Source organism: Pseudoalteromonas distincta, from assembly GCF_005877035.1.
In the GTDB taxonomy this organism is placed as follows: Bacteria; Pseudomonadota; Gammaproteobacteria; order Enterobacterales; family Alteromonadaceae; genus Pseudoalteromonas; species Pseudoalteromonas distincta.
The window spans coordinates 253728-275043 of the sequence record NZ_CP040559.1 but is presented as its reverse complement, the minus strand read 5'-3'; the positions used below and the strand labels follow the sequence as shown (position 1 = coordinate 275043).

14 protein-coding genes are annotated in these 21316 nt (G+C 37.8%); 6 read left to right on the top strand and 8 right to left on the bottom strand.

What is annotated here, in order from left to right; genetic code table 11:
- Positions 1-12: 12 nt before the first annotated feature.
- From FFU37_RS17940 to FFU37_RS17930, 3 genes are all read left to right on the top strand, one after another.
- Complete coding sequence (locus FFU37_RS17940) at positions 13-1317, top strand: NAD(P)/FAD-dependent oxidoreductase (protein ID WP_002962796.1); 1305 nt, start codon at positions 13-15, stop codon at positions 1315-1317.
- 137 nt (positions 1318-1454) lie between these two features.
- Positions 1455-3545: a cupric reductase gene (locus FFU37_RS17935; protein ID WP_138490182.1), complete on the top strand. Its 2091-nt coding sequence runs from the start codon at positions 1455-1457 to the stop codon at positions 3543-3545.
- 117 nt (positions 3546-3662) lie between these two features.
- Positions 3663-5162, top strand: a complete 1500-nt coding sequence (locus FFU37_RS17930) for a phospholipase effector Tle1 domain-containing protein (protein ID WP_138490181.1) — start codon at positions 3663-3665, stop codon at positions 5160-5162.
- A gap of 361 nt (positions 5163-5523) precedes the next feature.
- Here FFU37_RS17930 and FFU37_RS17925 read toward each other — a convergent pair whose 3' ends face one another.
- Complete coding sequence (locus FFU37_RS17925) at positions 5524-6507, bottom strand: IS110 family RNA-guided transposase (RefSeq protein ID WP_138490180.1); 984 nt, start codon at positions 6505-6507, stop codon at positions 5524-5526.
- 308 nt (positions 6508-6815) lie between these two features.
- Between FFU37_RS17925 and mntA the strand changes: the two genes are divergently transcribed.
- The gene (gene mntA / locus FFU37_RS17920) at positions 6816-7205 is read left to right on the top strand and encodes a type VII toxin-antitoxin system MntA family adenylyltransferase antitoxin (RefSeq protein WP_002962075.1); all 390 of its coding nucleotides are present in this window, start codon (positions 6816-6818) and stop codon (positions 7203-7205) included.
- Complete coding sequence (gene hepT, locus FFU37_RS17915) at positions 7198-7623, top strand: type VII toxin-antitoxin system HepT family RNase toxin (protein ID WP_002962076.1); 426 nt, start codon at positions 7198-7200, stop codon at positions 7621-7623. Before mntA ends, hepT begins: the two co-directional genes overlap by 8 nt.
- A 173-nt stretch (positions 7624-7796) precedes the next feature.
- Here the strand turns inward: hepT and FFU37_RS17910 are convergent, their stop codons facing one another.
- The gene (locus FFU37_RS17910; protein WP_138490179.1) at positions 7797-8891 is read right to left on the bottom strand and encodes a Fic family protein; all 1095 of its coding nucleotides are present in this window, start codon (positions 8889-8891) and stop codon (positions 7797-7799) included.
- A gap of 962 nt (positions 8892-9853) precedes the next feature.
- On the opposite strand from FFU37_RS17910, the gene FFU37_RS17905 reads away from it, so the two are divergent.
- The gene (locus FFU37_RS17905; RefSeq protein ID WP_138490178.1) at positions 9854-11398 is read left to right on the top strand and encodes a DNA cytosine methyltransferase; all 1545 of its coding nucleotides are present in this window, start codon (positions 9854-9856) and stop codon (positions 11396-11398) included.
- 54 nt (positions 11399-11452) lie between these two features.
- On the opposite strand, the gene FFU37_RS17900 is transcribed toward FFU37_RS17905, so the two are convergent.
- The 6 genes from FFU37_RS17900 to FFU37_RS17875 all read right to left on the bottom strand — a co-directional run bounded on the left by FFU37_RS17900 (position 11453) and on the right by FFU37_RS17875 (position 21260).
- The gene (locus FFU37_RS17900) at positions 11453-13342 is read right to left on the bottom strand and encodes an AIPR family protein (RefSeq protein ID WP_239022743.1); all 1890 of its coding nucleotides are present in this window, start codon (positions 13340-13342) and stop codon (positions 11453-11455) included.
- Entirely contained in the window at positions 13343-14311 is a 969-nt protein-coding gene (locus tag FFU37_RS17895; protein ID WP_138490177.1) for a PD-(D/E)XK motif protein, read from the bottom strand. It lies immediately after the preceding gene.
- Positions 14311-17487, bottom strand: coding sequence for a Z1 domain-containing protein (locus FFU37_RS17890; protein WP_138490176.1), 3177 nt, complete (start codon positions 17485-17487; stop codon positions 14311-14313). Before FFU37_RS17890 ends, FFU37_RS17895 begins: the two co-directional genes overlap by 1 nt.
- The gene (locus FFU37_RS17885) at positions 17487-19007 is read right to left on the bottom strand and encodes an ATP-binding protein (protein WP_138490175.1); all 1521 of its coding nucleotides are present in this window, start codon (positions 19005-19007) and stop codon (positions 17487-17489) included. Before FFU37_RS17885 ends, FFU37_RS17890 begins: the two co-directional genes overlap by 1 nt.
- Positions 19008-19518: 511 nt before the next feature.
- Positions 19519-20667 carry an HNH endonuclease gene (locus FFU37_RS17880; RefSeq protein WP_138490174.1) on the bottom strand — a complete coding sequence of 383 codons (1149 nt, stop codon included), beginning with the start codon at positions 20665-20667 and terminating at the stop codon, positions 19519-19521.
- On the bottom strand, positions 20664-21260 hold the full coding sequence (locus tag FFU37_RS17875) for a class I SAM-dependent methyltransferase (RefSeq protein ID WP_138490173.1): 597 nt from the start codon (positions 21258-21260) through the stop codon (positions 20664-20666). The genes FFU37_RS17880 and FFU37_RS17875 overlap by 4 nt, the downstream gene beginning before the upstream one ends.
- Between the last annotated feature and the right edge of the window lie 56 nt (positions 21261-21316).

Genomic DNA, 21316 nt, shown 5'->3' with positions numbered 1-21316 from the left:
GAGGGCAACGTTATGAATATTACTACACCTAAAATCGTCGTTATTGGCGGTGGTGCTGGCGGATTAGAACTCGCAACGCAATTAGGTCATAAATTAGGAAAGAAAAAACAAGCTGAAATTCTACTAATAGACAAAAACCGTACCCACATATGGAAGCCGTTACTGCACGAAGTAGCGACAGGCTCTATTGACCCCGATTTAGATGGCGTTGTGTATTCAGCCCATGCTGCAAAACACCACTATAACTTTCAACTTGGTACTTTTTGCAATATAGATCAAAGCAATAAAACAGTTACCCTTGCACCACTTTTAGACGAGCTAGGCCACACAATTTTACCCGAGCGCACCGTGCGCTACGACCACCTAGTAATTGCCATTGGCAGCGTAAGTAACGACTTTAATACCCCAGGTATAAAAGATCACTGCTACTTTTTAGACTCAAACCAACAAGCAGAACGCTTTCAGCATTCATTACTAGATAGCTTTACACGCCTTCATCAAGACGACAACCAACAGCAATCACTTAATATTGCTATTGTAGGCGGCGGTGCTACCGGTGTTGAACTCTCAGCTGAGCTTTATCATGTGTCTGAACTATTAAAGCTTTATGGCTTAACAAATATGTCGTCTAAGCGTTTGCATATTCATTTAATAGAAGCCGGACCACGTATTTTACCAGCACTACCTGAGCGTATTGCCGTAAGTGCTAAACGCGAGCTATTAAAACTTGGCGTAAACGTGCGCGAGCAAACACAAGTAAAAGAAGGCACCGCACAAGGCTTTATCACCAAAGACGAAGAACACATTGATGCCGATATTATGGTGTGGGCAGCAGGCGTAAAAGCACCTGATTTTATAAAAGACTTAGGTATTTTTGAGCTGACGCGCAGCAACCAAATTCAAGTAAACGAGTTTTTACAAAGCACCGTAGACGAAAGCATTTTTGTATTAGGCGATTGCTGCGCATTTACCCAAGCCGACGGCAAGCAAGTACCACCTCGTGCACAATCGGCGCATCAAATGGCGCAGTGCGTCGAAAAAAATCTAATCGCAACGCTAAAGCAGCAACCACTACGCGGCTTTAAATACAGCGACCATGGCTCACTTGTTAACTTATCAAGCTACAGCACTGTGGGTAATTTAATGGGCAACCTAACCAGCAATACCTTTTTTATTGAAGGTAAAATTGCCCGCTTTATGTATATATCTTTATACCGTATGCACCAACGCGCCATACACGGTAGCGCAAAAACCTTTGCATTATGGATAAGCGAAAAAGTGCTGCGTGTAGTGCGCCCTAAAATGAAATTGCACTAATAAATTAAGTACGCTCACAAAACCACAAAAAAGCTTTAAGAGTTAATAAGTATTATCTCTTAAAGCTTTTTTGCACTTTGCGTACCTAAAGTAGTACGATGTGAGAATATTTTAATAACATCAAAGGATTGGCGGTTATGAAAAAGCTACTTCTCGGACTTATAATTATAGCGGCTTTGGCAGTATATCTATTTAAAACCCAGCCTAACACAGCCGCTGTAGAGCAGCCCAACGTGGCTACACCAAATGCCACTGAGCCTAACTTAGTTAATAAAAAGCAGCCTGCAGAAGGCACCCCGCTACGAATAGTCACAGATCTAAAAAAAGATATTCGCCTTTGCAGAGATCAATCACAGCAACAACATATAAAAATAAATAATTTAAACCAATCGCTTGTTTCATTTTTTGTGAGTGAGCTTAAAAAAGGGACGTCGGTCCCTACGATTTTAAAGTATGCAAACCTATCAGAAATCAATAAGCGTCAATACATTGCCTTTTTGAGAGATGCCATAGTTACTGAGCAAAAACAGCAGCTTAATATTACTAGCTCTTTAAACGAATTAGCTAATTGGCAAGGCATTGAGGCAATTAAAGGCTTCACCAATGATAAAGTAAAAGAAATGATTCAACAGCTTGGAGATAATAAGCATAGCCCTCCAGGACTTACTCTGAGTGTACCCCTTGATGAAAATGTACAAAAAGAAACCCTTTATGCTTTATTAAACAACACAGATACATTTACCACTTACTCTAAAACGTTTATTAAACTTGAAGGCAGTGAGGTTATTTCCCCGGCTACATTGTTTGTGCTTAATGCAAATAAATTTACGCCAAAAGAGTTTGAGCAGGCAATTTCATCTAACCAATTTACAGTAAATGAAGTAGCTACTGCGATTAAAAACAACATTCCTAATGAGTATATTTTTGCGCTTATGAAGCAGGTGCCGGCACTGGATGCTATGCCGCTGTACGAAGAAAATTCTGTTTTATATAACATGGCTGATATTGCCGTAAGCCAGTTTAATTTACCGCTTGTAAAAGCACTGCAGCAACTAGGCGTAACACCAACCAATCAGCCAGGCTTATTTACGGGTTTAGACGTTGCAATAGTAAGCCTGCCTAAAAGTGGTAACTTAACGCTAGCCCCCTTAGATGCAAAGCATACTCAAATGTTAAACTACCTTACAGAGCAAGGCTATAAAGCTCATAGCCGCAATGCTAGTGACGCTCTAAATAGCAAAGGCGTTTCTTTTGTAAGTGATTTTATTTACCAGCAAGGCGCCTATATTAATGGCCATGAAAACCCTGAGCAATATGCTTACTTTAACCCTATTGGTAAAATAGACAACGCCACATTGCCCCAAGTGAGTGAGCCCGATAATTCTGATGTTGCACGTTTTTTAGTAGATTTGAAGCAACAAAAGGAGGATCTAGATAATAAAAGGCAAAACTGTGAACTATTACAGCAGCAGCTAAGCGCTACTGAACAATTACACTCTACTATGCGAGCATATAATACGGTGCTAGAGGTAAAAAAAGAGCACGGTAATAACTTCGAATATGTTTTACAAGAACAAGACCCCGTATTAGTTAATTACTGGTGGAGTATACTAAGTAATCAGCTTTCAAACGATAGAAGTCATAGCGCGTTCAGCCAATATTTGTCTAAAAAAGATTACCAAAAAGCTTATGAGTACAGCCTTAGTAAACCATTAACTCAAACAGAAACCGATACACTTTTTTCATTCCTACTATTAGAGCCTCATGACTTTATAACGATCTGGCAAAGCCGAGTTGAACCTAAGCCACCGAGTGATTTAGCAAGATTAAGTCGTTTTCCTCTTAGTCAATGGCAAAAGCTTAAACAAGCTGGTTTTGATTTTTCGATTACCGATACGTATGGGCGCGACGTTTATGTACAAGCTGCATCGTCTTCTGTCGAGGTAGTACAATTTCTAATTGATAATAAAATACCCGCTGATTCAGAAAAATTAGGCGTAGATATATTCGACCTAGCGCTTGAGCAAAGCTACACCAAAGGGGAGTTAAGCCCAATGATTCCTTTAGCCCTACAGCTTGTTGAAAAAATTGAACCGAATCACCTTTCTCGCGCAGCACGATTAAAAACGTTTTATCCTGAGGTTTACGAGCAATTAATTAAGTTAAACCCCGCATTAAAACCCGCAGAGGGCACGCAGCTAAATCACTATACTTTTAATAGCCTATAACCCGCACTTTTAATACGCCAACAAATTAGTTGGCGTATTTGTTACTAACCTAAATATTGTCTTTAATATTTAACATTGTCTGTGTAGAGTATTTAAAACAACTAAGGAAATTGGGTTATGACGGGTAAAACGCTAATTTTTAATTTTGACGGCACAGGAAACGAGCCCCGTGATGCAGAGCAATTTAGCTCAGAGCATTTTAAAGAAGACTCTAATATTACCAACATTCTAAAATTGCATTTACTGCTTGGCGGTAAATTAGAAGACTCCCCCATTACTCCTTTTGCTAACCAACTCAGCTTTTATTATCAAGGTATTGGCACTAAAGGCAGCCGCCTTAAACGCATTTTAAACCAAACCCTTGCACCTCGTGGTGACGACGTAGCCAGTATCTTAAATCAAGCATTAAGCGACTTTAAAGCTCACTACCTAATAGGCGATACCATACTGCTAACGGGTTTTAGCCGAGGCGGTGCACTCGCTAGGCGTTTTGCCAAAATCCTAGAGCCTTTAATTGCTGATAATGTTTACGTATGTGTATTTGATACTGTCGCCTCTATTGGCTTATCAAAAGTAAGTAAAGCTACACGCGGCGCAGAGCACGTTATTTTTGAAAACCACACCATTGCCAACAACATTACTCACGCGCTGCACTGCGTAGCCCTTGATGAAAAACGCCGCGCCTTTGAACCCACACTCATGAACCATCAAAGCAATATTACTGAATTATGGTTTGCAGGTGCGCATTCAGACATTGGCGGCGGTTACTACCGCGATGGCCTAGCCGATATTTGCTTGCGCTACGCACTTGAGTGGTTAATAGAGCAACCGCTTAATATATCGTTACTCACTAGCCACGATATAGATTACGAAACCCTACTCCCCGATAGCAACTTAGTAGCACAAGATGACGTAACCGTAACGCCCGATCCGCTCGCATTAAGCCATCAACAAAATTACTTTTGGTTTAACCCATTTTTTAAATTAGTAGATAGGCAGTGCTATGTATTAATTGATGACGAAGCCAGCAACCTTGAGCCTTTAGTGCACTACAGCGTAGCCGAACGCATTAATAAGCTAACCAGTTACCGCCCAGAATCGCTAAAAAAACTGCATTACAAAATTAGCTATAACGACAACACCACACTTAGCTTTATTGGTTTAAGCCAACATATAGAACTGGCTAATCAAAACATGAATGTGCTGAGCATTAACCAAAGCCAAGATGTAATGGTATTTGCCTCAGAGCAATACAACGCAACCGGCCTTATGCTAGAGCAAGGCGCTACGTACCGCTTTACCCCATACCCAAATCAATACTGGTTTGACGATGGCATAAAGTGCACGCCATTAGGCTGGAACCGCGATAACGTACAACTTGGCGTAAAAGAAATCCCCATGGCTGTGCTTGAACCATTTAGACGATTTCCTCGTGCACAATGGTTTTCACTCATTGGTGCTATAAATAAAAACGACGACCACCTTTTTGAAATAGCCAACGGCGCCGACATTAAAATGGATAAATCTGGCGAGTTTTGCCCATTCGCAAACGACCTAAGCCGCTTTTATGGCGCTAATGCCGGTAAAATAAAAGTGAAAGTAACGCGGTTGGGATAAGAGGTAACCGAAGCTTTTAAATTGTAGGCTGGAATTTACATCGCGCTTTGGCTTTATAAAAACACCATGCGAGGTATAAAACCTCACCTACAACAACTCAAACACCACACTCAACAAACCCGTAGGTGCGATTTTACATCGCGCTTTGGCTTTATAAAAACACCCGCGAGGTATAAAACCTCACCTACAACAATTAAACCACTGCACGGAACAAACCCGTAGGTGCGATTTTACATCGCGCTTTGGCATTATAAAAAACACCATGCGAGGTATAAAACCTCACCTACAATAATTCAAACACCACAAAGCCCGCCTAAACACCTGTAGATACCATCTCTCATTTTAAGCTTCAAGGTCGTATTTAACTTTCTTGGAGCTTAAACGCTTCTTGGTTTTTTATTACACCAAAAAATATATGAATTAGCTTTCGCATATTTGCACACACAGCTTGCATCGGTGTTTTACCATTATTTATTAACGTTAACTTGTGTCGTTTTATTGTTTTATTCCATTGCCCGGCGACAATGGCTGCCATATAAAGTTTGCATCGAATTCTGGCTGGCCCAAGTTTACTGATTGATGTTCGCCCTTTTAATTTACCCGATTCATTATGCCGTGGGATTAATCCACAATAAGCCGCCGCTTCTTTGGCTTTATTAAATTTTTTAGCCGCAAACAAATACGTCAGCTCTCTCGATAATACGGGCCCAATGCCAGGGATAGACTCAAGTAGCTTCCTGTTTCTTTTTAAATCAGGTTCATTATCTATGTGGTTATCAATGTCAGATTTAAGCTGTTTAATTTCATCATCTAAAAACGCGATTGTCACTTTTATCGATTGGCAAACACGCGCGGAAACGTTGCTAAATTCACTTGCTTCTAATCGATTCGCTTCTCGTTGGCGGTTACTCTCAAGCGCATCTAAACGACGAATAAGGGCTTTAAGCTCTCTAATTTCTAACGCTTCAGGTTGCCAATAACTAACGACTGCGTGCTTAGCACAGCCGTAATGAGCAAGCATCGTTGCATCAGATTTGTCTGTTTTATGAATTATGTTTAAAGCGTCTGCATACTTTTTAGCTTTACCGGGATTCGCTAAAATAATATTAAAGCCTTGCTCGTGTAAAAAATACATCAGTGCTTCATGATAAACACCCGTTGGTTCGAGGGTGATAACGAGCTCATTAGCAGCGCTTTTAGTTGTATTTAAAAGCCATTTTTCTATTGCTAAAAAGTCTTGATGCTTGTTTTTAAAGACTTTTGTTTTAATTTTGTTTGTAAGCTGGTCTCTCAACCACGATAAATCAATCTTCTCTTTACTAATATCAATGCCGATAAACATCATCTCTACTTACTCCCCTTGTACATACAGCATCTACTTAAAAAAAGTGTGCTTGGATACCATTCAGTTTCTGAGAATAGAAAGTCAGGGCCTTATCTACGGAGCAGTATTAAATACTAGACGCACAGGCAAGTTCACTGACTTCGATGTGATAAATGATAGCTAATCATTTATCAATGAGAGATACAAGGCGCACAGCTTGCTCGCGCGAAAAGCGAAGCTTTTAAATTAAATAAAACAAATATCAGTTTTAATGTTCACTATAAAACTGATAGGTTATTATTACTGTTTTTATCAATGGTTACTTTTTCGTGGCAAATGAAGTTATACAAAAAATAATTGAGTATTTACATCAAAACACCGACATTGATGTAGTTTGGCTATATGGCTCCCATGCAAAAGGGACAGCTCAGCCTCATAGTGACATTGACTTAGCCATAGCATTTAAAAACTTTGATCTGGAATCGTTCGATAAGCGCCTTAGGCCAAAAGAGCTTGAGCTTGAAATAAGTAATGCACTTAATCTTAACGAACAACTTATTTCGATTGTTGATATAAATATTATTCCAAGTTATTTAGCTTTCAACGTTATTGAATATGGAAAAATAATTATAAGCAATAATAGTGTTAGAGCGATGAAAGAGCAGCAGCGTATATATAGCCAGTTCGAATTTGAAACCATAGCGAGTAAACATGACTGATACCGGAATTACACTTTATTTAAGTGAAGTAACACGCCATATTGACGAATATATGCAAGAACTCGACGAACTCAGTCAAATCGATTCACTTAATAGTAGAGACTACCGAGCTGCAGAGCGATTACTACAGTTAATGACCGAGGTGTGTATTGGTTTATCAAAGCATTGGCTAAAGCAGCACAAAAGTAGTACCAGTAGCAACGCCTATCAAACATTTAGCGAACTTACTAATTTAGGCTTTTTGAGCGAGGCAGAACTACTGTCATGGCGTAAAATTATAGGCTTACGAAATGCTCTTGTTCACGATTACTTAAATATTGACCAAAGTATCGTTAAAACAATCATTAAAAAGCAACACTACACAACTATGCACGCATTTAGTATTAAAGCGATTACAGAGCTAAACAAAGATTCATAGATAAAACCTCACCTACAACAATTAAACCACTGCACTGAACAAAACCGTAGGTGCGATTTTACATCGCGCTTTGCTCTTATAAAAACACCCGCGAGGTATAAAACCTCACCTACAACAATTCAAATACCTATTCACCTCACACAATGAGGCGAATAATATGTGTAATTGCCTCATTAGGCAATTTTGTAACGTGTACTACGCCCACCTGCGGCGGTTTTTGTTAAAAATCCAAGCGTTTGCAAGTCCGATAAATGGCGTGTTGCGGTTGCACGGCTAACCTTAGCTACCTTTTGATACTGACTCGCACTAATACCCTGTTCAAATTGGCCATCAAGTAACTTATTAAGCACTTTTACTTGCTGCTCACCTAGCTTTGTTTGATCTTTACTTGCCCAGTAATTGGTTTTAAAAATTGTTTGCTCAATATTATTAAGCGTATGGTGTATCGCATTATCAAGCGTACGTAAAAACCAATTAATCCATTGGGTAATACAAAGATCTCCACGTTGAGTGGCTTCAAGCACCTCGTAGTAGCTTTTTCTGTCTTCTAAAATAGCCACCGACATAGCGTAAAATCGAATTGACTCAGCATGTTCTTGCGCTAATGCCAGGTCGGTTATAAGCCGTGCAATACGCCCATTACCATCCTCAAGTGGATGTATTGTTACAAACCATAAGTGTGCGATAGCTGCCCGAATAAAGGGGTCTATTTGAGGATCGTTTTGCGTTTTGTTAAACCAGTTAAAAAATAGCGAAAGCTCTTTATTTACTCGCTCTTTAAGAGGCGCCGTAAAATGTAATACCGGTTTATCTAAGCGCCCCGATACCACTTGCATTGGCTCGTCACCACGCAATTGCCCGCCCTCAATTTTAGTAAATAAGCTTTGCTCACCTGCAAACAATAAGCGATGCCAATTAAGCACTCGCTCTAAATTAAGCGGTGAGTCTGTGTTATTTATTGCATCAAGCATAATCTCTGCAAGATTATCGCTTTGCACTGTTGTTGGGTAAGGTTGCTCATTAATATTGAGCTTTTTAGCAAGAGAAGAGCGAACCGAAAATGCATTAAGCTTTTCGCCCTCAATCGCACTGGAGTGAATAATATTTGCAAGTAAGGTATCAAGGGCCTGCTGCTTTTGTTGAGCACTTTGCGCGCCCATACGCCCTACTAATAAACCTTGATTATATGAAAGATCCCTTAGTAAAGGAGCAAGCGCTGCAGCATCCCACGTAAAGTTTGGCCAGTTTTGCTGTTGCCATATCCACATAGTCTTTAGTCCTAAAGGTAATTAGCCTCAGTCTATGTTATTTATTTGCCTCATGCAATGAGGCGAATATAAGAGTTAATTGCCTCATTACTTTTAAGCGCTACATAGAACAGTAATTCACTTTCCTGTGGTAAAAAAATGTATTTTTAAGCGAGGTATAAAACCTCACCTACAATAATTTAAACACCGCTCTTAACAAAAGCATAGGTGCGATTTTATATCGCGCTTTGGCTTTTAAATAAGGCCAAGCTCAACACCTGTAGGCGCTCAGCTTGCTCGCGCGAAAAGCGAAGCTTTTAAAATAATTTACAAATATCGCGTTGGCGATGGCAACCAAAGAAAGACAAGCGCCGGTCTCTCTTTGGAATCACACGGCGCCCCTCGATTTCACTTATCCTTAAACAAATAATTAATATGAACGTAAACGCGATGAAAGCACATCCATGTGCAAGCATCGCTTTACTCGAATCCATGCGAAGTAATTACTCATTAATTATGTGTTTGCAGGTGAAGTCGAAGGGGGAAATTCCTTAGCAGAGGCCTTAAAATTGGCTGTAGGCGCCCAGCTTGCTCGCGCGAAAAGCGTAGCTTTTAAAATAATTTACAAATATCGCATTGGCGATGGCAACCAAGGGGCAGATACCGCCGACCGCCCCTTGGAACCCCACGGCGCCCCGAGGATCACATTATTTCCTCAATTTAAATTAATGATATGAACGTAACCAGCGCAGATAGGCCATCCATGGCCAAGCTACGCTTTTAACAGCATCCATGCTGTTAATTACTCACCATTAATTAAATTTCGTATGTGATCACGGGGGAGAACCCCTTGGCTAATGCCTTTAAATTTAAATTAGTGCTGCTAATTTGTTCTATTAGTAGTAGTGCTACTATTTAAAACTTTAAGACCGTGTATAAGCCTGGTATCATCCTACGTCATTAAATTATTTAGTAGTAAAGTTATGGAAAACGGTGAAATTCTTGTTATAGATTTATTCGCAGGCCCGGGTGGTCTTGGCGAAGGGATTTCAGCAGCCCAAACCTCGGATGGTAAATCGCCTTTTCAAATAGGTATTTCTGTTGAGAAGGATTTCCATGCCCATAAAACTCTTACTACTCGTGCTTTCTTTCGCTCACTCAAAACAAAGTCTCAGCCATTAGATAATTACTATAATTATCTGCATGGAAAAATTACACGTGATGAGTTGTTTGAACTTCACCCCGATATTGCAACAGAAGCCAATCAAGAAACTCTCAATGGTGCTAAAGAGCTTGGCAAAGATAATAAGCTTATCCATAAGCGTATAAAAGAGCTTGTAAAAGACCATAAAGGGCCAAAAGTACTAATTGGTGGACCTCCATGCCAAGCTTATTCACTTGCAGGGCGTTCTCGAAATGCCGGTAATAAAAGTTACGTTGCAGAAGAAGATACTCGCCATTTTTTATATAAAGAATACTTAGAAGTAATTTGCCTAGCGAAGCCTGATATTTTTGTGATGGAAAATGTAAGAGGAATACTTACCGCAAAAGTAAATGGCCAAGTGATGTTCCCGCAAATACTGGAAGACTTGCGTAGTCCTGGTTCAGTAACAAAACATAAAAAGATTCCAAAATATAAAATCTACTCATTAGTCGTTGATGCAGAAAACCCAGAAGATCCACAATACAAAGATCCTGCCGATTTTTTAATTCGTTGTGAACATTATGGAATACCTCAAGCAAGACACCGAGTTATTCTATTAGGTATTCGAGAAGATATAGCTGCTATTCCAGAAACACTAAAAATATGTGAACATCAAGTTACCGTAGAACAGGCTATTGATGATTTACCTAATTTACGCAGTGGCTTTTCAAAGCAAAAAGACAATGCAAAAGATTGGGAATCAGCTGTTACTAAAAATGCGGCTAAATTAAAGAGGATACTGAAAAAACAATTTAATGCAGAATCAGCCAATTCATTAAGCCTTAAGCCAAAAATCGGTTTGTCTAGAATAGAAACTGCATTAAGCGACAAAACCCCAGCTATGCCAGAGTCATTAAAAGCCTGGTATATAGACCCTAGCTTAAATGTAGTGCTAAACCATGAAACCAGAGGGCATATGGTTGACGATTTGCTACGCTACGCTTACTGTGCCGCATATGCGCAAATAGAAGGCTCATCCCCAAAATCTCGACACTTCCCACAAGAGTTAGCACCAGCCCATGCAAATTGGGATACAGGCACACACGCAGACCGCTTTAGAGTACAAGTTGCAGATAAGTACGCTACTACAGTAACAAGCCATATCTCAAAGGACGGCCACTATTTCGTACATTACGATCCACAACAATGTAGAAGTTTAAGTGTTAGAGAAGCTGCACGCTTACAAACGTTTCCTGATAACTATATTTTTGAGGGAACTAGAACGAATCAATATGTGCAGGTAGGAAATGCTGTGCCACCGTATTTGGCTTTCCAAATAGGGCAAGCAATTTTGAAAGTACTCACCTCTTTAGTCTCAAAGTAACCTATTATCACCTGCATAAACGTACCTTAATTAATAAGCTTTATAACATCATACTTATAATGAAACAGTGTATTTTTTAAAAATAGATAATGTGCTGTTTTTCTTCATTAAACCCTGAATTTCTTCACATTCCTTAATTGACTCCCATAATTCAGGTTTTTTTGAATATTCATTAAAGTCTTCACTGGCAGAGTATTTTTTTATCAACTCATTCATAAGAATCATGAGCTCTTTTAAATATTCTTGTAATTCATAATCAATACCTTCGTCTTTCCATATTCTTTCTAAATTAAAGCTTTTTCCTGATTCTGAGGCATCGGTATGAATGTACAACACTGATAATGTGTATGGAATAACAGCAGCCCGTAATTGACCCAGAGAGTTCTTACCTTGGCCATAAATTTTTTCCATTTGTCTAAATAAAATAATTTTAGCAATCAACTTTTCATAGAACTCTCTATCTATTTGAATTTTTGCTTTACCTTCTTCTTCAGACTCAATCATTTCAATGAAATGCCTAAAAATCTTTTCCCCGCCTTTTTTTACTAAATGCGGTGAGTTACCCCAAGCTGAGTAATACTTCGCTAGTTCCATATTTGTAAAGCGACGCTCTCTTGGGAATTCTTTTTTTAGACGGTTGCCATTAGAGCCTGCATGTCTAACTTTAGTTAAAAACTCTCCCTTTGCTCGTTCAAAAAACCATCTAAATCCGCTTGGCGCTATTACGCTATCGCTTAGCGACTTTAAGGTTCTTAACTGTGGACTTTTAGAGCGTAAATCCACATTTGATACACGAGATTGCGTGTTGGAAAACTGACTAATATTTGAGATTAAATTATCTAAGTCATTTTCAGCAACATCTTTAGCGATATTAATCTTTGCCATCACCTTAACTTTACTTATATCTAATCCCTCTTTATGTGAAAAGTATATTGACGCTGTTGTTTGTCCACCGTTAACTATCTGAAAATCAGTCAAAGCCTCTAAGTATTGGGATTTTTTATAGGGCTTAATGATTGCATTTGTGGCGGTAACAGTTAAACCATTATTAAATGCAATAAACTGTTCTGGCTTGGTTCGTATCGTTTCTTTGATCCCTTTATTTACACCTTTAAACTGTAAAAAAGAGCGAACATTTTTCTCCAATAAACGGCTACTGTATCGCTTATATAATCCCGAAATGACTTCAGCATCTAAAACGCACAAATATGATGCAAAGTTTCTTTCGTCTGCGGCTTGAATAACTTCAATCCGTTTTTTGAAATCGCGAGTAAAGTTAATAGTCAGTGGTTCCCGGTTGCCTCGAGACTCGATTACGTTAGCTAAAAAGTTTAAATCAATAACTTTCTTTAAAATTAGGATATCTTTTGTTATCGAAGCATTATTTTTTTCATACTTAACTTTCAAATAATCATCTTCGAAATGAACTTTTCGAAGCTGTATTGATTCTCCCTTATTCGAAACAGTTGCAGTTAATGTGAGTAGGAATATTTCAATTACATCAAATTGCTCAAGTCCCTCCACGGAGTTAATTTTAGCAATAAGGGATTTGACTACACCATCAGAATCTTGAACCTTATCGCTTAAAGTCCCCTTTACAGAAAGATTTAAAAACTTAATAGCTTTTTTAAATTGTCTTTCATAATCAGCCTTTAACGTTACACACAATTCTTGCTCAGCTGTTGTTTCATCTAAAGATAATTCATCTATAATAAATAACTGTAATCTTTCCTGAGATTCATTAACGGTATAAGCATTAATTTTTATATTGTCATGTCCGGGGGAAAAATAAGATGGAGTGATATCCTCAGAATCGACAACTTTAGCATCTAGCATGTATGGCAGTAATTCAGACAGCACTGGTTCTTGCCTTATAAATGAGTCCTCATCTTTAGACGCATCTAAAATATCTTGTCTATATTTAAATAACTCTTGAACTTCCATTTATAGCTCTCTTACTTGTATTGTAAACTTCGACATTTTACTTAGGTTTAAATCGTATTTTACATTGGTAATATTAGAGGGGAGGTTCGCTGATGTTATCTTTGGAAAACCTTCATTTAAACAATTAAAGTCTGTTATTGTCATAGCTTTAAAACGATAATTGTCATAGCAACTCAAATTCTGCAGCGTTAACCCTTTTTGATGGAGTGCTTTCAAAACGATTGAAAAGTCACCAAACATTTCGAATGTTAATACCTTTAACTCTTGAACTATCATCTTCAGTGAAGCTCCATTAATCAAGTCTTCTGAAACTGACACTACTGACAAAATTAATTTCTTTCCTTCTTCGATAGCAAGTTGATGTTCGCTTGAGATCCTTACTGAAACTTGTTTATCGTTTTTAGTTTTTACCTCAATATTTTTATCCAAATAAACAAAGTCATGCGTCTGATCATATGGGCCGACCCAACCCAATAATGCTTCATTAATATCTCTCCATCCGCTATTTAAAACTAGCTCTCTTAAAACAATAAGTTCACCCAAAATCCCTTTAATTACATCTTTAGATAACTTTGTAGAATACTCCGGTGAGAAAAATAAAACCCACTGATGGAAAGTTTGAATAAATACTTTTGAATAAACTTCAACCTCTTCTATAGATTTAATTGCGTTATAAATTGATAAAATTAGATCATCAAACAAACCATTAAATTCGCTATCTAATAAAGTCATCACTACATAGTTCTTGTCAGAGAAATATTCTAACGAGATTTTATCTTTTTTTATCACTTTAAATTTCAATTCATAATCGATAGGCAGTATTAAAATAAGACAGTGATTGCCCTGTTCATCTATTGCTAAATGCATATCTGAATAACAACTAGCATTAATTCTTAAAGATTTATGCCCCTTAACAATATTAGAAGCAGAGATTTGTCCCCACTTAGTATTCAAATGCTCAACTTTCATTACAACCTTTCCTCTTGAAAATCTTCAGGCAAAGCAGAATCATCTATAGAGTAATCTTCTTCATAAGGTTCATCTTCTTCAATGTCATAATCTCCTTTGACATAGAAGCCCCCAGGGTCATTTTCTATTGGAGGAAAGCCTATTGCGAAACCAACCAGAGGAGTGTCTAAGTTTATATGGTTCGCCTCTACATATTTCTCAAAATCTGTATCATCCTTACCTTCTTCTTGGTTAAAGGAATACTTAGAGTCAAAAAGGTAAATGATTAAAATAGCTTCATCTTCGCCCATTCTTTCTCTATAAACACGCTCAGGAATAGTTTTGACTTCTTTTTTCGCTTCTTCTAATGACAATGACGGCTTTTTCTTTTGTATATCTAGTATCTTCTCATTATAGAATTGCTTTTCAGCTCGAGTTATCGTCGATTCATTTAAGCGAAGACTTAAGTCCTTTGAGGAAGAAATGATATTGGCATTTTTCCCTGTCATATGAAACTTGTGCTCTTCTAAAAATCGTTTACGGTAAGTTTCTTGGTTAAGGCTTTTATTAGGCCCTCGTCTAATTGACATTTCAACGTCGGAAACTAAATTTGATTCAGAGGCTTTTATAATCCTTTTACCTTGCATATCTTTAGCAGAACCGGTAGTTTTTAAGGCAATTTTCCAATTATTCAGTTTATTATTTTCATTACATAATTTTATAAACTGAGTCATCGTGGAAATATCCTCCATTGAAAAGTTATTTTCACTTTCCAAAAGATTTATTACATCTTGCCCAGTAGCTTCGTAAGATAAAAAGCCTAGTGAAGACCCACTTTTTAACTTTGGCGCGATATTTTCTTTAAAGTTACTCCATACCCGATCAATCTTACTCTTTGTGACATCAAACAAAGTAGTCATTTCTAATTGATCTTGATACGACCATTTAACATCGACGGTTCCCCTGAGTATTGATGGCCTAGTTATTTTTAGAGTCCCTGGGTGCTTCTTCACTCTTAATACAAAATTCTCTGGTGTACTGCCCTGTCGTGACATTTTCTTAAATTCATGCTCAAGCTCCTCTATGCACTTGGTAGTTTGGTTATATTTAAGGATTGCGTCCTCAGTAGTAAAAAGCTTACAACAATCTAAGTAACCTGGACGGTAGCCAAACCATCGCCCCATTTGAAGTAACGTATCCGAATAATTAGTGTTTCTAATAAAGTAATTGATTGTTAGACCTTCCAAAGTAAACCCCCGTGACAAACGGTTACCGCCTATTGCAATATACTTTTTAGGGGAGGCTTTTGAGTACTCTAACTTTTGTTTGGTTATGCTATTAATAGCCTTGACTTCAATACCATTAACAGCCTCTGGCAGATAGCCCTTAATCGACTCAAATACCATTGGGGTTAGGAATTCATCAGTATATTGAGATGGCAGGTAATTGCTTATTGACTCTACAATTTCAGCATAATATTTGTACCAAACTTTTTCAATTTGGGCATATATGGAATTATTAGACATTGGATTATCATTTAGTATTGCACTAGTTAAACTAGATAAATATTCTCCTATCAATGAACTTGTCGTATTTTGCCACAGTGTGAATCTTGAAATATGGATAAGCATTGTATGATGAGGCTGGTACAAAGCGGAGCTTATTATCTCAGGTTTACGCTGCTCTCTTATAGCTATTGATAAAATAAAGCAAATGACAGACTCTTTTAATGATTGCGGCAATTTTTTAGGAAAATTATCATAAGATTTAGCAGCTCTTGTTTCAGCTCTATATTCTGAATAACTACTGAAATATAAATCACTTTTAGCTCTTTCATCCCATTCCTTCTTACTAGCGTAATTTTCTATTCCAATTGGATCGTCTTCACCAAATACTCTAGTTGGAAATTCAGAGATATAGTCATCGACTGGAGACGCTATTAAAGGGATCTTTTCCCCTTCAGCTTTATTATCAATAACCTCCAATGTTTCAAAGATCTGTTTGGCGCCAATATAATTACTTGGTGAATTCAATAAGTAGATGAAGTCTTCAGGGAAAATATTATCAACCTGCTTCAAGAATTTTTCTCGGCTCTCACCTTTATCCTTATATTTTATTGGCCAATCTTTGGTCGGCTGTTCATTCCTGTCTTGAAGGACATTAGCAAATGGGGTAGCGGTATAACCTAGGTAAGACTTTTTATGGAAAAGGTATAGAAGGGCTCTAATATGGCCATTTATCTTCGACGCATACTCATGTCCTTTTGAACCTTCGTTATTTAGAGACGCATTGTCTGCTTCATCATCGATAATCAAAAATGGAATATTAAGTTGATCCTTCCCTTTTTCCACATAATCACTTAACCAAACTATTAGGTTTTTCAGAACACTTACATTTTTCTTACAAACCAGAATATTAGTATGATTTAAGGAGAACTCAGCGTCTACTAAGCTTTTCTTAAAGTCTGAATTAGCAGATGTAACCGAAACCACTTGCTTGATTTCGGAGTTACCTAGTTGACCAAATCTAGCTATGTTACCAACACCCTTCTTACCTTTTTTTCCTGACTCTTCGTCTAAACCTTCACCAATAACATCACTTTCAATCCTTTGCTGGGTTTGACTTCTCAGATCCTCCATTATCCCTGATAAAATAATAATTAAACCGTAGCCACTGTCTACAGCACGATTAATTACGGCATTAAAATTACCTGTTTTACCAGACTGAACTTCACCTACAACGAGCCCTTTTACGTAAAACTCGTCTGAAGATGATGGATCTCCAAGCTTACTAACAATATCTTCACTTGAACGACTAGTTTCATTTATTATTTTTTCAGAACGACCAGTATCTTTTAGGAGCCTCAAATAGCGTTCGGTATAATTCCACTTAATTGCATCTTTTCTTTCTGAAGTTAACCAAGATTTATTCTTAGTTTTAGTTAATGAGTCAGCAGGATCTATTTGAGTTGGATTAATAGATAAATACTCTTTCCTCGCAAGATCAAAGTAACTTTTTAAAGAAATATCATCAATAATAGGCAAACCAATCATTGGAGCCATCACAGGTATATTCACTTTAATTTTTTCAAATATAACTTCAAAATCACTCAATAAGATATTATTAGTATCTGATAAGTCAGAGACCAATACATTAATCATCTTTTTTATTTGTTCTACATATTCATGAGCTGACATTATTTAACTCCTTTTAAAATTTCTATAACAGCTTGCGGAAGAGAATCAACATTAAAGCCTAACTCTGGAATTAAGAACTTGTAAATCACCTCAGGATTAACACCTCTCATAATTAGATCCTGAATATTGATTAGAAGTTCTTCCTCAGAAAGACTCTTTGAAATAGTAAAGTCTTGATTCTCATGTGTACTTCTTATTTTATTGATGCGGGTATTAACCATAGAGATTAGCATATTAAGCTTTGCTGATTGCCGGTTGTCTAATTCAGAGAATAAGCTTTTAATTAATTCAAATTCTTTATTAATTTCTAACACAGGACCTTTACTTGAAGTCCTTCTTTCAAACAAATGAACATGGGAAGTATTTTTTGGTTCATTGAACTGCCTAATCCCACGATTATAAAACTCTTTTTCTGCTTCTTGCTTCAAGTCATTTATGTAACCTTGGAAAGCATTCTTTAATTCATGTGGAATAATAACTTGTGATTTTGCGACGTTTAAATGAAGCAAGTGATCAGCGCTGTTACCTATTTCGACTTGCAATCGAGCTAATTGAAGGCGAGGTGCCTTTTTTATTAACCCGTTCCAGCCACCAAACAAGATTAACCTGTTTGCTCTGTATATATATATGCCCTCCATATCCATTAGGCTACGATTTTTTGTAGCCCATATAGACAGTCCTTGATTAGTTTCTTTGATACTTCTGGAAGGCAAGATAAATCCTTCTATCTTAATAGAATCATCCCCAAACTTTCTTTTTCTAAACTCTAAAGATCTAAAATCATTCTCTTTAGTTGGAAATGGGTTAAATGGTTTTAAGACTTGATTGTTAATTCTAATTTGAAGACTTTTACCCTGCTTCTCCATAAAACGGTGAAAAACTAAACTCAAGTGATCCGAAATTATATCTATTTCTTTAAATAGTGCATTTTCACGGTTTTTTTCTTCTAGATACTGCTCAAATTTGTACAAACCTTCCCAAACAATAATTGTATTAGCTTCAAAGTCGGGAATTGCATTGATACGTGAATGACTAATACTTCTATACTGTTCTAAAATATCGGCAACATCTTCATAGGAGTTAATTAACAGGTTCCATTTGTTGTTTTTAAGTATCTCCAAATCCCAAGTTCTAGCAGAAAATGGGAACTCTCCTTTAGGTCTTGATATGGTTGTAAATTTTCTAGTCTGGGAGAAGGAAGCTGTTTTCATTCCTAAACCAAATCGCCCGAGATCTTCATCAAGTCGGTTTACATCAGGTGATTGGCTAGGAAATTTCATACAATTTTTTAATTGGTCTTCATTCATCCCTTTACCATTATCTGCAAGATATAGTTTAAATGGCTCACTTTCTGTATCAATTAAGATTTCTATTTTGTCAGCCTCAGCAGAAATAGAATTATCGATCAAATCAGCTATAGCAGCTTCAAAGCTATAACCTTGTTCGGAAATCGATTTAATTAAATATTCAGGATTTGGGGTAACATCTTCAAAGCTACCTGCAATAGAATGTTTTCTCATAAAGTTTTACTACTATAAGCCCTAAGTCATTTATATTATTTTTTAGTCTACCGTGATAAAAACCAATCAAGCATGTACATACACTAATCTACCAAAACACTCCAATTCCCCGGATCACACTCGAAAGTTATAAATTGATGAGTAATCACTTGCATGGATGCAAGTTAAGCCGTGACTTCGCCATGGATGGCGAATACACGGCGCTTACATTCACATCAATTTTTAACTTGAGGACACAGTGTGATCCTCGGGTGCGCCGTGGGATTCCAAAGGCCGGTCGGCGGCAGCCGCCCTTTGGTTGCCATCGCCAACGCGATATAACCTCGAATAGAGGTTTTTAAATCCTTTAACCCACATCAAAACACCAATTTATGAGCGCGATATAAAATCGCACCTACACATTAATTACATCGAAGTTTAAAAGCTTCGCTTTTCGCGCGAGCAAGCTCTGCGCCTACAACCCAAAGCGCGAGATAAACTCCCACCTACAGCACGAACTACAAATTCTGTATTACACGTCATACCTTGGCTTTTCTTCCGCCACTAAATCCAGCCCTGTACTTGGTTGCTGATATTTAAAACCAGCCGCCTCTTCAAAATAACCTTTCTTTACCCATAACTTTGCACTGTTAGCCTGCGCAACCTGATATGCCCAATTACTGACTGCAAGTGACTTATCTGAATCACAATAAAAGTAAGGTTGGAGTTTATTGGCAATTTCGGCTTTATGCGTATCGAGGTTTTGTTCTAGCCAGCGGTCGCGGTGAGCGAATGCTGCGAGGTGGTCTCGCTTATTGTTATTACAATCAGCATGCGCAGCAACAAAGTTATGTGCTAAGTCGTTTGGATAGCGCTTAAACGGAATAAAATGGTCGACCTCTGGTGTTTTTTTAGTTTCTTTTTCGTTTTTTAGGTTCATTGGCTTTTGGCAATAAAAGCAAAGCCCTTTTTGAATATCAATAAGCAGCGGCGCAACTACTTTTAAAGCAGTTCTGTTAGTACCAAACAAAAATTCTTGTAGCTGGCTTTGCGATCCTAATAGCGTTTGGTTCGCTTTTATTGTTTGTACTTTTTCTACCCATTCAGTAACACTAAGATGCACAACCAAATCGTAAAAACGCCTAAAGCACTGAGCAATACCTACATTTAAAACAATTCGCTTTGGCTCTCTGCCTTTACCTAAAAGTGTATGAGGATATAAAAAGCACTCTTCTTTTCCCGAAAGTAACTGCAAGCGCCAAAGAGGCCCATCAATAAATGTACGCCGTAATGAGCTTATTACTTTGCTGTAATGCTGATGATTTTTGAATGCGTTATAACTTTTAATACCTGCATTTTGCAGCTTAAATATCTCGGTAATGAACTTTGCTTGGCCTAAGCTATTTTGCTTAAGTAACATATCTTCGGCATTGGTTATTATATCTGTTGTGCCCAATGCATATGGCACTGAATGATTCCAATACAGTTGAATAAACTTATCAACCAAAGTGTCGATTTCAATTTCCATTGGAGCATCGGGATTACTATTTTTATGCTCTACACACACATCAGCAATTGCATGTAACAATGCATATTTATAAGTAGCTGTGAATTCACCTTCAACTAACATTCGCTGAATATATGCTATAAAGTCGAGCTGTTGCTGCATTGCTCCAATCATAAAACGTGCACTACTTTAATAAGCGCATTTAGCCACACTTCACTTTCGCGCTCTGGGCGCTGATCAACGCTTTGCCATTGTTTAATAGCTTTTAACTGCGTATTGCTAAGTAAATGCGTTAAAGCATTTTCGTTTAAATCGGTAAATTCACGACCATTATGCACACGCTCTGTATCGCCATATTTAAACGATACATACAAAACGCCATTCGGTTTAAGCGCATTTTGTAGGTTTAAAAACACCTCCGGTAACTCAGCTTTTGGAACGTGTAATAAACTAGCGCAGCACCAAATACCGTCGTATTTATTTACACAATTTAGCTGTTGGAATGTTTTAACCGCTACAGGTTGTTGTAAGTAACTGCTTGCCAACTCAGCAAGCTTTGGGCTTGCATCAAACGCACTTACAGTAAAACCCTGTGCTTTAAAGAATGCGGCATCGCGCGCACTGCCACAACCTGCATCTAAAATACTCCCGTGCTGTGCAACGTGCGGTAAAAACTCAGCATAAAGCGCCGACATATCAACGTTAAGTGTTGAGTCGCTAAAAGCTTTGGCATTTTGGTTGTAATAAGTAAGTGTGGTGTTTGACACGAGACTCACCGCTCCTTGGCTAATCGTTTAACAGCTAAGGCACTGTTAATACTGCA

Excerpts from the sequence above, each read along its gene's own strand:
- FFU37_RS17940 (WP_002962796.1), top strand. The coding sequence starts at position 13 with ATGAATATTACTACACCTAAAATCGTCGTTATTGGCGGTGGTGCTGGC.
- FFU37_RS17935 (WP_138490182.1), top strand. The coding sequence starts at position 1,455 with ATGAAAAAGCTACTTCTCGGACTTATAATTATAGCGGCTTTGGCAGTA.
- FFU37_RS17930 (WP_138490181.1), top strand. The coding sequence starts at position 3,663 with ATGACGGGTAAAACGCTAATTTTTAATTTTGACGGCACAGGAAACGAG.
- FFU37_RS17925 (WP_138490180.1), bottom strand. The coding sequence starts at position 6,507 with ATGATGTTTATCGGCATTGATATTAGTAAAGAGAAGATTGATTTATCG.
- hepT (WP_002962076.1), top strand. The coding sequence starts at position 7,198 with ATGACTGATACCGGAATTACACTTTATTTAAGTGAAGTAACACGCCAT.
- FFU37_RS17910 (WP_138490179.1), bottom strand. The coding sequence starts at position 8,891 with ATGTGGATATGGCAACAGCAAAACTGGCCAAACTTTACGTGGGATGCT.
- FFU37_RS17905 (WP_138490178.1), top strand. The coding sequence starts at position 9,854 with ATGGAAAACGGTGAAATTCTTGTTATAGATTTATTCGCAGGCCCGGGT.
- FFU37_RS17900 (WP_239022743.1), bottom strand. The coding sequence starts at position 13,342 with ATGGAAGTTCAAGAGTTATTTAAATATAGACAAGATATTTTAGATGCG.
- FFU37_RS17895 (WP_138490177.1), bottom strand. The coding sequence starts at position 14,311 with ATGAAAGTTGAGCATTTGAATACTAAGTGGGGACAAATCTCTGCTTCT.
- FFU37_RS17890 (WP_138490176.1), bottom strand. The coding sequence starts at position 17,487 with ATGTCAGCTCATGAATATGTAGAACAAATAAAAAAGATGATTAATGTA.
- FFU37_RS17885 (WP_138490175.1), bottom strand. The coding sequence starts at position 19,007 with ATGAGAAAACATTCTATTGCAGGTAGCTTTGAAGATGTTACCCCAAAT.
- FFU37_RS17880 (WP_138490174.1), bottom strand. The coding sequence starts at position 20,667 with ATGATTGGAGCAATGCAGCAACAGCTCGACTTTATAGCATATATTCAG.